At 74.0% G+C, this 12815-nt stretch carries 10 protein-coding genes; 4 read left to right on the plus strand and 6 right to left on the minus strand.

Features of this window, described 5'->3' with window-relative positions:
* Nucleotides 1–40: 40 nt before the first annotated feature.
* Nucleotides 41–2335, minus strand: a complete 2295-nt coding sequence (gene treY, locus ACZ4XJ_RS24160; RefSeq protein WP_468497299.1) for a malto-oligosyltrehalose synthase — start codon at nucleotides 2333–2335, stop codon at nucleotides 41–43.
* 82 nt (nucleotides 2336–2417) lie between these two features.
* On the opposite strand from treY, the gene ACZ4XJ_RS24165 reads away from it, so the two are divergent.
* Nucleotides 2418–3704: an MFS transporter gene (locus ACZ4XJ_RS24165; protein ID WP_468497300.1), complete on the plus strand. Its 1287-nt coding sequence runs from the start codon at nucleotides 2418–2420 to the stop codon at nucleotides 3702–3704.
* Here ACZ4XJ_RS24165 and glgX read toward each other — a convergent pair.
* Complete coding sequence (gene glgX, locus ACZ4XJ_RS24170) at nucleotides 3689–5803, minus strand: glycogen debranching protein GlgX (RefSeq protein ID WP_362883697.1); 2115 nt, start codon at nucleotides 5801–5803, stop codon at nucleotides 3689–3691. The genes ACZ4XJ_RS24165 and glgX overlap by 16 nt on opposite strands.
* A gap of 306 nt (nucleotides 5804–6109) precedes the next feature.
* On the opposite strand from glgX, the gene ACZ4XJ_RS24175 reads away from it, so the two are divergent.
* On the plus strand, nucleotides 6110–7369 hold the full coding sequence (locus ACZ4XJ_RS24175) for an SAV2148 family HEPN domain-containing protein (protein WP_362883695.1): 1260 nt from the start codon (nucleotides 6110–6112) through the stop codon (nucleotides 7367–7369).
* 382 nt (nucleotides 7370–7751) lie between these two features.
* Nucleotides 7752–8465 (plus strand): 3'-5' exonuclease, encoded by a 714-nt coding sequence (locus ACZ4XJ_RS24180; RefSeq protein WP_362883693.1) that lies wholly within the window; start codon nucleotides 7752–7754, stop codon nucleotides 8463–8465.
* A gap of 9 nt (nucleotides 8466–8474) precedes the next feature.
* Here ACZ4XJ_RS24180 and ACZ4XJ_RS24185 read toward each other — a convergent pair whose 3' ends face one another.
* Entirely contained in the window at nucleotides 8475–8615 is a 141-nt protein-coding gene (locus ACZ4XJ_RS24185) for a hypothetical protein (protein ID WP_362883691.1), read from the minus strand.
* A 75-nt stretch (nucleotides 8616–8690) separates the two neighbouring features.
* On the minus strand, nucleotides 8691–9545 hold the full coding sequence (locus ACZ4XJ_RS24190; RefSeq protein ID WP_468497301.1) for a phosphotransferase enzyme family protein: 855 nt from the start codon (nucleotides 9543–9545) through the stop codon (nucleotides 8691–8693).
* A gap of 246 nt (nucleotides 9546–9791) precedes the next feature.
* Between ACZ4XJ_RS24190 and ACZ4XJ_RS24195 the strand changes: the two genes are divergently transcribed.
* Complete coding sequence (locus tag ACZ4XJ_RS24195; RefSeq protein ID WP_362883688.1) at nucleotides 9792–10670, plus strand: helix-turn-helix transcriptional regulator; 879 nt, start codon at nucleotides 9792–9794, stop codon at nucleotides 10668–10670.
* Between the two features lie 226 nt (nucleotides 10671–10896).
* Here the strand turns inward: ACZ4XJ_RS24195 and ACZ4XJ_RS24200 are convergent, their stop codons facing one another.
* Both ACZ4XJ_RS24200 and ACZ4XJ_RS24205 read right to left on the minus strand, forming a co-directional pair.
* Nucleotides 10897–12168, minus strand: a complete 1272-nt coding sequence (locus ACZ4XJ_RS24200; protein WP_468497302.1) for an MAB_1171c family putative transporter — start codon at nucleotides 12166–12168, stop codon at nucleotides 10897–10899.
* Complete coding sequence (locus ACZ4XJ_RS24205) at nucleotides 12161–12802, minus strand: hypothetical protein (protein ID WP_468497303.1); 642 nt, start codon at nucleotides 12800–12802, stop codon at nucleotides 12161–12163. The genes ACZ4XJ_RS24200 and ACZ4XJ_RS24205 overlap by 8 nt, the downstream gene beginning before the upstream one ends.
* Nucleotides 12803–12815 lie beyond the last annotated feature (13 nt).

Below are 12815 nucleotides of genomic sequence, written 5' to 3' on the forward strand. Positions count from 1 at the left end.
GACCCGGCCGCCGCGGGCCGGGCCGGGGGTCGGGGTCGCCCTACCCGACCGGTTCCGTGGCCGTGCGGATCAGTGCCAGGGCCGGGTGGGCGTGCAGCAGGGTCGCCAGGTCGACCTCGCCCTCGTACGCGGGCCGCGCCGGGCGGGGGCCGCAGCCCGCCGCCGGCGTCCAGCGGCCCGGCGGCAGGGTCAGGGTGGTGCCCCGCCAACCGCCCGCGCCGGCCAGCCGGTGGGAGAGGCGGGTGGCCACCGCGACGAGCCCGCCCGTCCGGGCGAAGGCCACGCAGTGCTCCGCCGCCGGACCCCGGGCCGCCAGCGGGGCGTACCCGGTGAACAGGTCGGGCCGGTCGCGGCGCAGCCGCAGCAGGGCAGCGGTCAGGGCGAGCTTCTCCCGCGACACGCCGTCGGGGTCCGCGCCCGCGTCCAGGGCCGTCAGCTCCTCGCCGCCGAAGTGCGCGGGGCGCCGGTTGTCCGGGTCGACCAGGGCCCGGTACTCGCTCTCCGCCCCCTGGTACACCTCGGGGACCCCGGGCATCGTCAGGTGCACCAGGGTCATGCCGAGCAGACCGGCCCGGGCCGCGTCCACCAGTTCGGCGGGCGGTCCGGCCGCCCCGTCCGGGACCAGCTTCGGGACGCCCGCCTCGTACGCCTCGTCGGGATCGGTCCACGAGGTGCGCAGCCCCGCCTCCCGGGCGGCCTTCAGCAGGGCCGCCGCCAGCCGCTCCGCCCGCTCGGGCACCTCGCCGAGCCCCAGCGCGCTCTGCCGGGCGACCCAGGCGAGCTGGGGGTCGTCCGCCGGCGGCTCCGGAACGGCCATCAGCTCCGGCGCCTGGGACAGCACAGCGATCCGGGCCCGGACGTCCGCGCTGCGCTTGGTGTCGTGCGTGGACAGCACGGTCCCCGAGGCGGGCCAGTCCCGCTCCAGGTCGGCGCAGTACGCGTGGAACTCCCCGAGCGACACCGCCGGCGCGCCCGGCTCCCCGCCGACCTCGGTGGCCGACAGCAGCGGGGCCCAGCGGTAGAAGGCCCGGTCCTCCAGGGACTTGGCGCGCAGCGCCGCCGAGGTCTGGGCGAAGCGGGCGGCGAACGCCGGGTCCCGCAGCAACAGGTCCCGTACGGCGTCCGCCGCGGGCCCGCCGGCCCGCCCGGCCGCCTCCGCCAGGGCCCGCGGGTCCGGCTCGGGGTCGTCCGGGTAGGGGCGGTAGACCGGGTAGGCGATCAGCAGTTCCCGTACGGCGGGGGCCGCGGCGGGTCCCGCCCGGTGTTCCAGGAGGGCCAGTTCGGCGGCCAGGTCCACGGTCAGCACCTCCCGCGACGCGGTCGCGGCGGTCTCCTGCCAGGAGGGCATGCCGGTGGCGCGGCCGTAGGCGCGGGCCAGCTCGGCCGCGCCCGCCGGGTCGGTGAAGAGCCCGTCGACGCGGTGCAGCGCGTCGTACCCGGTGGTGCCGGCCACCGGCCAGGTCGACGGGAGGCGTTCGTCGCGGGCCAGGATCTTCTCCACCACCACCCAGCAGTCGTCGCCGGCGGCGGCCCGCAGCCGGCGCAGGTACTGCCCGGGGTCGGCCAGGCCGTCCACGTGGTCGATCCGCAGGCCCCGCACGACCCCGTCCCGCACCAGCTCCAGCACCTTCGCGTGGGTGGCGGCGAACACGGCGGGGTCCTCGACGCGGATCCCGATCAGGTCCGAAATGGTGAAGAAACGACGGTAGTTGAGGCCGGTACGGGCCTCGCGCCAGCAGGCCGGCCGGTACCACTGGGCGGCCAGCAGCTCCGGCAGCGGCAGCCCGGCCGTACCGGCGCGCAGCGGGAACTCCTGGTCCCCGTAGCGCAGTACGTCGCCGCCGACCCGGACGTCGTAGGTGTCGGCGGGCTCGCCGAGCACCGGCAGCAACAGTTGCCCGCCGCCCGCCGCCCAGTCGATGTCGAACCAGCGCGCGTACGGGGAGTGCGGCCCCTCCCGCAGCACTTCCCACAGCGGTCGGTTCAGTCGCAGCGGCGACGGCACCGCCATGTGGTTCGGCACGATGTCCAGGACCAGGTCGAGTCCGTGCGCGCGGGCCGTGGCGGCCAGGGCCCGCAGGCCCGGCTCGCCGCCGAGCTCGGCCCGTACCCGGGCGTGGTCGGTGACGTCGTACCCGTGCGTGGAACCGGGCGCCGCCTCCAGGACGGGGGAGAGGTGCAGGTGCGACACGCCGAGCGAGGCGAGGTACGGCACGGCCGCCCGGGCCGCTTCGAACGGGAACTCCGGGCACAGCTGGAGGCGGTAGGTGGACGCCGGAGTGACAGGGTTCGGAACATCAGGTTCCGTTCGGGTGCTGTGCTGCGGCAGGCTCATGAGAACGTACGTACCCAGCCTGCCGGATTCCGTGCCATTACCCAATGCATCCGGGTGACTCCGCCGGGTTAGTCTTGATCAAGTGGTTGGAACCGTCAACACCTATCGAAACGTCATCGCCCTGACCGGGCCCCTACTTCCGCTCGTCTCCTTCTTCGCCCGACTGCCCGTCGCGATGTCCCAGTTCGGGAGCGTCCTGCTGGTCGCCCAGACCAGCGGCTCCCTCGCCACCGCCGGCATCGTCGGCGGCATCCTCTCCGCGGGTCAGGTCGTCTTCGGCCCCGTCCTCGGTCGGCTCGCCGACCGCCACGGACAGCGGCGGGTCGTCCTCACCGCGGCGGCCGTCAACGCCGTCGCCACCGCCGCCCTCGTCGCCGGGGCCCTCGGCGGCCTCGCGACCGTCCCGCTCGCCGCGATCGGCGCCGTCACCGGCGCCTCCGTCCCGCTGATCGGCCCGCTCGCCCGTACCCGCTCCGTCGCGCTCGCCCACCGGGCCAAGTCCGACGAGGGCGTCATCGGCGCCGTCCACTCCCTCGAAGGCACCCTGGACGAGGTCTCCTTCGTGCTCGGCCCGGCCCTCGTCGGACTCGCCGCGCTCGTCGCGCACCCCGCCGTCGCCCTCGCCGGCGCGGCCGGCCTCGTCGTCGTCTTCGGCACCGCCTACGCCCTGCACCCGACCGCCGCCGTCACGGCCGGCGCCCCCGCGCGGCCGAAGGCCGGGGCGGGCGGCCGGGCCCGACACCCCCGCGTCGTGCACGCCGTCCGCGGCTCCCTCGCGCTCCAGGGCGCCATGTTCGGCGCCTGTCAGGCCGGCATCGCCTCGCTGACCGCCCAGTTGGGCGTCCCCGGCCAGGCCGGGATCGTGTACGCCGCCATGGGCGTCGTCAGCGCCTTCGTCGGCCTCGCCCTGGGCGCGCTACCCGCCCGCTTCGGGCTGCGGCTGCGCTGGCGGGTGGCCACCGCCGCCGCGCTGGTCCTGTCGGTGCCGCTGCTGTTCACCGACGCGCTGTGGCCGCTGTACGCGGTCGTCACCGTCCTCGGCGCGGCCTACGCCCCCCACCTGATCACCGCGTTCGCGCTCACCGAGCGGGTCGTGGAACCCGCCCGGCTCGCCGAGGCCATGGCGTACGCCGCCAGCTCGCTGGTCGCCGGGCAGGCCGCCGCCCTCGCCGTCTCCGGGCGGCTCGCCGAGTGGTACGGGCCGTCCGGGGCGTTCGCCGTGGCGGTCGGGGCGGCCGCCCTCTGTCTGACCCTCGCGCTCGTCACCCGGGTCCCGTCGGCCCGTCCCCACGCCACGCCGTTCATCCCGGCCCAGCGCGGCACCTCCCCGACCGTCGGGGAGGGCAGCGCCTCCTACGCCGGGCGTTGAAGCACCACCAGGCTCCGTCCCGTCAAGGCCACCCGGTCCCCGGCCGCGTACTGCGGCCCGGTGCCGGGTGGCAGGACGTCCGACCGCGCCGTGTTCACCACCAGGTGCCAGCGCGCACCGTGCCCCGCAGGGATCGTGAAGTCCTGGTGCTCCGCACCGGCGTTGAACATCAACAGGAACGAGTCGTCGGTGATCCGCTCCCCACGGGTGCCCGGCTCCGAGATCGCCTCCCCGTTGAGGAACACCGCCAGCGCCCGCGCGCTCTGCGCCTGCCAGTCCCGCGCCCGCATCTCCTCGCCGTGCGGGGTGAACCAGGCGATGTCGGACAGCTCGTCGTGCGTGCCCTCGACCGGCCGGCCGTGGAAGAACCGGCGCCGCCGGAACACCGGATGGTCACGGCGCAGCCACACCATCCGCCGGGTGAACTCCAACAGCGCGGGCGGCTCCTTGCCCGGCTCCGGCCAGGCCAGCCACGCCAACTCGTTGTCCTGGCAGTAGGCGTTGTTGTTGCCGCCCTGCGAGCGGGCGAACTCGTCGCCGTGGCTGAGCATCGGCACGCCCTGCGAAAGCATCAGGGTGGCGATGAAGTTGCGCATCTGGCGCTCGCGCAGCTCGCGGACCTCAAGGTCCTCCGTGGGACCCTCGACGCCGCAGTTCCAGGACCGGTTGTGGGTCTCGCCGTCGCGATTGCCCTCCCGGTTCCCCTCGTTGTGCTTCTCGTTGTAGGAGACCAGGTCGTGCAGGGTGAAACCGTCGTGGCAGGTGGTGAAGTTGATCGAGGCCAACGGCCGGCGCCCGTCGTCCTGGTAGAGGTCCGAGGAGCCCGTGAGACGACCGGCGAACTCCGCGAGCGTGCGCGGCTGCCCGCGCCACAAGTCCCGTACGGTGTCCCGGTACTTGCCGTTCCACTCGGTCCACAGCGGCGGGAAGTTGCCCACCTGGTAGCCGCCCTCGCCCAGGTCCCAGGGTTCGGCGATCAGCTTGACCTGGCTCACCACCGGGTCCTGCTGGACCAGGTCGAAGAACGAGGACAGTCGGTCCACCTCGTGGAACTGCCGGGCCAAGGTGGCCGCCAGGTCGAAGCGGAAGCCGTCCACGTGCATCTCGGTCACCCAGTACCGCAGCGAGTCCATGATCAGCTGGAGCACGTGCGGGGACCGCATCAGCAGCGAGTTCCCGGTACCGGTGGTGTCCATGTAGTGCCGGGGGTCCTCCCCGAGCCGGTAGTACGAGGCGTTGTCCAGGCCGCGGAAGGACAGCGTCGGACCGAGGTGGTTCCCCTCCGCCGTGTGGTTGTAGACCACGTCCAGGATCACCTCGATCCCGGCCTCGTGCAGCGCCCGCACCGCCGACTTGAACTCCAACACCTGCTGCCCGCGGTCCCCCGAGGCGTAGCCGTTGTGCGGGGCGAAGAACCCGATGGTGTTGTAGCCCCAGTAGTTGCTCAGCCCGTCATTCGCGAGCCGGTGGTCGTTGACGAACTGGTGCACCGGCATCAGCTCCAGCGCCGTCACGCCCAGCTTCGTCAGGTGCCCGATGACCGCCGGGTGCGCGAGCGCCCCGTACGTGCCCCGCAGCTCCTCCGGCAGGTCGGGGTGGCGCATGGTCAGACCCTTGACGTGCGCCTCGTAGAGCACCGTGTGGTGGTACTCGTGGCGCGGCGGCCGGTCGTTGGCCCAGTCGAAGTACGGGTTCACCACGACCGAACTCATCGTGTGCGGCGCCGAGTCGAGGTCGTTGCGGGAGTCCGGCCGGCCGAAGTGGTAGCCGTACACCTCCTCGCCCCAGTCGACCTTCCCGCTGATGGCGCGCGCGTACGGGTCCAGCAGCAGCTTCGCCGCGTTGCAGCGCTGCCCCCGCTCGGGCTCGTACGGGCCGTGGACCCGGAAGCCGTAGCGCTGGCCCGGCATGATCCCGGGCAGGTACGCGTGGCGGACGAACGCGTCCGTCTCGCGCAGCTCGATGGCGGTCTCCGAACCGTCGTCGGCCAAGAGGCACAGCTCGATGCGGCGCGCGGCCTCGGAGTAGACCGCGAAGTTGGTGCCGGCGCCGTCGTACGTGGCACCGAGGGGATACGCCTGTCCCGGCCAGACTTGCATGGATAACGACTCTTTCCTCGGGGTCGGAGGATGTCCCGGCTGATCCGGCGTGGACCACGTCACTGCCAGATCTTCCCCGAAAGAGGGTCTCCACGCGTGGACTTGGGATGCTCCTACCGGGTGACCCGGAGAGCTGATAGGCGGGTCAACGGACAGTCCGCGCATCACATAATGAGTCAACGGGCCGTCGGAGCACCGGGCATGGGCTCACCCGGCGCCCGCTTCGGGCTGCATCGGACCGCGCGCGCGGAGTACCCTTCCGTGATCACTGGAGACGGGCGTCCAGACGCAGAAGGCGGTGCACGGGTGAGCTCGGGAGGTCTGGAGCTGCCCCCTGGTGACGGCGGTCACGAGGGTGGCCCGGCGGATGCCCCAGGAGGGGCCCCCGCGGGGGTGGCGGCCGGGACGGTGTCCCTGGCCCCGCCGGAGGCCGGGAGCGTACGGGCCGGCGCCGAGCTGGACTGGGGCGCCGACGCGTGGAGCGAGGTCCGTACCCGCGCGCAGCGCGCCGGCCGCGCCTACATTTGGCTGAACCTGATCGAGCAGCGCCTGCGGTCGGTCGTCGGCGCGGTCCTGCGGCCCGTCTACGAACCGGTGCACGGCGGCGACGACTGGGTGGTGGCGGCCGCCGGGCCCGCCGGTCAGGAGTGGGTGCAGCGGGCCGTCGCCGTACGCGAGGTCAGCCGGCGCAAGGGCTACCTCCTCGACCCGGCCGACGACAACGTACTGAGCTTCCTGACGCTCCCGCAGCTGCGGGAGCTGATGGTCCAGCACTGGCCGTGCTTCGAGCCCTACTTCGACGACCGGCGCGAGATCGAGCGGGCCCTCGACGAGCTGGAGGTCACCCGGAACGTGGTCTCCCGCAACCGGGCCCTGTCGCGGCCCGTGCTGGAGCAGGCCGAGCGTGCCTCCGCGCGGCTGCTGGAGGTCCTCGGCGCGGGCGCGGGCAGCCCGGCGGCGGACCGGCTGCCGATCGACGCGGTCGAGGACCTCGTCGGCGACCGGTACGCGGACGTCATCTCGGTCCACCCCGACCGGGTGCGGCTCCAACGGCAGCTTCCGGCGGAGGACCTCTTCGGGGGCGCGCGACGGCTGGACGCCATCGGCATAGGCCTGAACCTGCTGGTGCAGAACTTCTCCGGCCGAAGACTCGTCCGGCTCACCGAGGCGGGCTGCCGGGTCCGGCTGGTGTTCCTCAACCCGGCGAGCAGCGCCGTCAAGCGTCGCGAACGGGAGCTGGGACTGCGCAAGGGCGAGCTGAGCCGCGCGGTCGAGATGAACATCCTGCACGTGCGCCGGGTCCGCGCCGGGCTGCGGGACCCCTCGCGCTTCGACATCCACGTCTTCGACGAGACCCCGCGCTTCACCGCCTACCTGGTGGAGGGCGAGACCTCGGGCATCGCGGTCGTCCAGTCGTACCTGCGCCGGGCCCGCGGCATGGAGGCCCCCGTCCTGGTGCTGCGCGGCGGCGGCCGCGGCGTCCCGAAGGACGCCGACCACGGGCTCTTCACGACGTACCGGGAGGAGTTCGAATCGGTGTGGGAGGACTCCCGCCCGGTCTCGTGACCCGGGGGCCGTAGGCGCACGCGGCCGACCCCGCCCCGGGAGCCGACGGATTCCCGACCCGGGCCGCAGCCCGCGGGGCGGTCGGGAGGCGGCCGGATCCGTCCGGCGGCGGCTCGGCGCGGGACCCGGCGGCGGTGGTGTCAGTGGGCCGTGTCAGGCTGAAACCCGTTGACCGGATAAACGGGGGAGGGCGCGTCATGGCGGCGTGGCACGGGGGAGCACGGGTCGGATTCGACCCGGGGACGAGCGGTACGGAGCCGGCGGAGTTCCGGATCGCGACGCCCGATGAGGACGGGACGCGGGACGGCGAGGGCGCGTCCCCGGGATCCCCGGGCGCGGCGCGGAGCCGACCGCGAGCGCACGTCGGAACGGCGGCCGCGTGATGGGTTGGATCAGCGGGCCGCTGGTCGCCTTCGACCTGGAGACCACGGGCACCGACGTCGAGACCGACCGCATCGTGACGGCGGCCGTCGTGCGCCTGGATTCGGCCGGGGCCGTCTCCGCCGAACGTACCTGGCTGCTGGACCCGGGGGTGGCGATACCCGAGCAGGCGTCGGCGATCCACGGCATCTCGACGGCGCACGCCCGCGAGCACGGGGCGCCGGCCGCTGCCGCCATAGCGGAGATCGCGCGGACCGTCGCCGAGGAACTGCGGGCGGGGACGCCCCTGGTGGTGATGAACGCGCGCTACGACCTGTCCCTGTTGGACCGCGAGTGCCGGCGGCACGGGGTCGAGTCGATCAGCGAGCGGCTCGGCGGTGTGCCCTCGCCCGTCATCGACCCGCTGGTGATCGACAAGCACGTGGACAAGTACCGGAAGGGCAAGCGGGCCCTCCACGCGCTGTGCGCCCACTACGGGGTCCCGCTCGACGACGCGCACAACGCGAAGGCCGACGCCGTGGCCGCCGCCCGCGTGGTACGACGCATGGGCGAGGAGCACCGGCCCGTCGGCCTGATGCCACTCGCGGACCTGCACGCCCTCCAGGTGCGCGCGGCGGCCGACCAGTCGGTCTCGTTGCAGGCCTACCTGCGGCGCACCGCGGATCCCACGGCCGTCGTCGAGCCGGCCTGGCCGCTCATTCCCCGGAGCCGATGAGGGACCGGTTCAGCCTTCCCGGGGCGCGAGCGCCCGCAGGTGGGGCAGGGCGATCCGGCGCCGGGGCAGGTCGACGTCCATGATCTTCACGGGGAGGTGGTCCCCGACCCGGACGATGTCGTCGACGCGCACGACGTCCCCGACCCGCACGACGTCCTCGCCCCGTCGCCCACGGGAAGGGGCGTGGGGCGGGCGCGCATCGACCGACGGGGCGGGCGGTCCTGCTCAGAAGGGGTGCCAGCGGGTTTCCGTGTCGCCCTCGCGCAGCGAGGTGACGCGGCGCCGGAACTCGGCCAGCGCCTTCGGGTTGGCCGGCGCGTGTTGCGACACCCAGGCGCAGCTGGCCGTCTCGCGGGCGCCGCGCAGCACCCGGCAGCCGTCCCACTCCCGTACGTCCCATCCGTACGCGGACACGAACGCCGCGTAGGAATCGGCGGGCAGCCCGTACCGGTCGCGGGCCAGGGCCATCACCACCAGGTCGTGCTCCCGCAGGTCGGTGGAGACGGTCTCCAGGTCCACCAGGACCGGGCCGGCGGGGCCGACGTGGACGTTGCGGGCCAGGGCGTCGCCGTGGATCGGACCCGGCGTCAGGTGCGGCGTGAGGGCGGCGACTTCGCCCGCGTAGGCGTCGCGCCGGCCGCGCAGGTACGCCGCGTCCTCGGCGTCGATGGAGTCGCCGGCCAGCCGGAGCCAGCGTTCGACGCCGCCCAGCAGTTCCCGAGGTGGCAGGGTGAACGGCGGCGCGGGCAGGGCGTGGAACAGGCGCAGCAGCCCGGCCAGGTCCTGCGGTCCGGCCGGCCGGACCGCGTCCGGGAGCCGGTGCCACAGGGTCACCGGGTGTCCGGCGACCAGGCGGGGCTCCGCTTCGGCGGCGGTGACCGCCGGGATCCCGGCCTGCTCCAGCCAGTGCGCGACGGTCAGTTCGTGTGCGGCCCGGGCGGCGAGCGCCGGGTCGGCACGGCCCACCTTCACCACCAGGTCCCCGGCGGTAAAGACCGCGTTCTCGCCGAGCGCCAGCAGGGTGGCGCCGGCGCCCAGGCCCGCTGCTTCCAGTACCTGCCTGGCCTGCGCCTCGTCCATCTCGTTCTCCGGGTCCGGACCGTCGTGAATCCGCCCAGTCTCGCATCCCGCGCGAAGTCCCCGGACCCGTGGGCCGACGCGTCCCCCCACGCGTCGGCCCACGGCAAGGCCCTGCGCCGCTACGCGGTACCAGGCCCGGAGGAGCGACCCCCGTTCGCTGAAATGAAGTTATCTAAATTTGGAGAACCGATCAAGTGGTCCACTCGTTAGAGTTGGTGCACCTGCCGAGCCTGCCCAGGAGAGCCCATGCCGGTTCGTCACGTCGACGGACACCTGCTCCGCAAAGTACGCCGCGCCGCGGACCTGACCCAGGGGGAGGTCGCGGACCGGCTCGGAGTCACCGTCCCGGCCGTCGTCGGCTGGGAGAGCGGCAAGTCGCTGCCGGACGGCGAGAAGCTGCCGGCCCTGGCGCAGGCGCTCGGGGCGGACCTGGACGAACTGTTCCCCCGGTCGCTGCCCCCGGACCTGGCCGACCTCCGCTGCGACGCCGGGTACTCCCAGTACCAGACGGCCGCCATCACCGGGACGCGCAGCGCGGGTCCGGTGGCGAACGCGGAGCGGGGCCGACGGCGGCTCTCGGAGAAGTTCCTGCCGCTCCTGGCGCAGGCGTACGGCGTGAGCGTCGAGGAACTGCTGGCCGCGGAGGAACGCTCCTTCGACCCGGCCCCGTCGGACGGCGCCGCCGCCCCCGTACGGGAGCCCGAACCGGAGTCCGGCGTCGCGCGGGGGGAGCCGCGGGCCGGGCTGCCCGGAACCCTGTCCGAGAAGCTCGCCCACCTGTTGGCGGAGACCTACACGGCGCCGCACCCCACCGACGCCCGGATCGCCGAGCACGGCAACGCGAAGGCGGGGGGCGCGGTGCTGAGCGAGGACCTGGTCCGCGGGCTGCGCACGGGCGAGGTGACGGAAGCCTCCGAGGAGGTCCTGGACGCGCTCGCCGCGGCGCTGGCCGTACCGCCGCTCTTCTTCCGCAGCGACGACGCCGAGGTGCACCGGATCATCAGCGGCATGCGGCTGGTGCGGGGTGGCCTGGCCGGCATCGCGGCCCGTGGCGGGGACGACGGCCTGCCCGCCGAACTGCTGGACTTCATCGGCGGCGTCGTCGACGGCATGCGCCCGAGGTGACGGGGCCTGCCGGTGGGCGGTGGTGGTGAACGGGTTCGGCGACCCGGACGGGGCGTCGACGCCCTTGCCGGCCGTGTCCGTCGGGCGGCCAATCCCGCGTTGAGCAGCGGTTGTTGATGCTCCTGCGTCGGCCCGGCGTGGGTCGGCCGTGCCGAGGGGAGGACGGAGTGTCGGCGAACTCGCCTGTACAAGACGCACGTTGGGCTCGCCATCCCGCCGCTCCCGGCTACCCGCGGGAGTCCTCCAGTACCTCCTCCGCGACCGCGGGATCGGCCTTCGCGTACGCCTCGCCGACGCGCAGCAGCCACGGGACCTCGTCCGCGAAGAAGTCCTCGCCCGCTGCCGGGAACTCGGCCGGTACGCCCGGTTCCCGGACCGGGTCCCGCATGTTCAGGCGCGCGGACAGGATCCAGTACGCCTGCGCGACGGCCTCCGCGTCCCGGCCCTCGTGTCCCTCGCTCTCGGCGAGTTCGAGCGACACCTGGTACAGGTCGTCCGGGGCCCGGCGCCGCATGGCGTGGATGACGTCGCGGATCTCCGTGACGTACCGCCCCAGCCGCACCTGGGGGGACGCGTCGTGCGCGAGCAGGTCCCGCAGGGTGTTGAGGCGGCCCGCCGCCGGCAGCCCGGGCGGCAGCCGGCTCGGCGTGATGCGCACCAGGTCCGGGGCGGTCAGCGCCAGGTCCCGCCACAGCGGGTGGAGTTCGGCCAGCGTCCGGTACGCCCGCGCGCGGTTCACCGCCGCCTGGCCGGCCGGGGCGATGACCCCCAGGGTCCAGCACAGGAAGGACGCGTACAGCAGGACATCGGTGGCGGTCTCCTGGAAGTCGGCGACGGCGTCCGGGACGGGACGGAAGGCGACGACGACGGCGTACGCGGCCCGGACCGCCGCGTACAGCGCGCCCGCCACCATGCCGACGGCCATCACCGCGAGTCCGGTCCGCAGCGTCCGGCGGCCGGCCCCGCGGGCGGCGCCCGCCCACTGGTAGCCGCACAGTCCGATGACGGCGCCGCTGTAACCGTAGAAGAGCGGCATGTAGAGGGCCAGGCCCGGTTCGCCGGCGTGCCGGGCCATGAACTGCGAGCCCTCCGGTACCGGACCGCGGTCCAGGACGAGCAGGAAGACCGCCGCCATGACGGCGATGACCAGGACGGCCGCGGTGACGGCGTGGCGCTGGACCGCCACCGTCACGCGGGCCCGCCGGGAGGACGGTCCGTCGGCCGCGGCCCCGCGGTAGACGGCGGCGACGTAGCGCAGCAGCACGCACATGCCCGCCACCACGAAGCAGTGCTTGAGCAGGGTCGACAGGTCGTGCACGCCGAGGCCGTCGACCAAGTGGCGGCCCGGGTCGGTGCGCAGCAGCCAGGCGCAGGCCAGTACGGCGAACGCGCCCCACAGGGAGCGCTCGCTGGTGCGACCGCGCAGGGCTGAGGGGATCCGCCAGAGGGCCTGTACGAGGAGGAGGAGCACGATCGCGTAGGTCAGGACGTCAGACAAGTCCACTCCTGGCCGGTCGGGAGAAGGGGCGGGAGAGGGTGTCGTCGAGGCCGCGCAGGGTGCCGTCCTCGATCCGGTCGGAGGCGAAGGCCTCCTCGTGGAGCAGGTCGGCGATCATCTCGGCGCGGCGTTCGACGTGGGTGTCGTAGCGGTGGCGGGCCATGAACGGGCCCGCTTCGGTCAGGCGGGTCGTCAGTTCCGGGGACAGCTCGGGCAGGAGGGCGGCGGCCTGGCCGGATTGGGTCGTCGGGTCGTCGCACCACAGGTGGGCGAGTTCGTGGAAGGCGACCCGCTGCCGGTGGTAGCCGGAAATGCTCTCCGGGATGAAGATCAGGTCCAGGAGCAGTCGCTCGTGGTGCACCCACAGCCCGCAGACGTCGCTCTGTCCGAGCAGCCGGTCCGGAGCGGACACCAGCTCGATCCGGCGCCCGCGGTCCGCCTCGATGGCGGAGACGAGCGCGGTGAGGCTGAAGGGGCGGGGCAGCGGCATGGAGCGGACCGCGCGGCGGGCCTCCCTGCGGACGGCCCGGTTGCCGACACGACTGCGGGGCCGATCGGCGGTGCCTGCGCCGGTGCCGGCGTCGCCCCGATCGGCGGTGCCGGTCCCGCTCCCGACGCGGGCCGATCGACGCATGAACGTTCCTCCA

This window comes from Streptomyces sp. NPDC029836 (genome assembly GCF_055574495.1).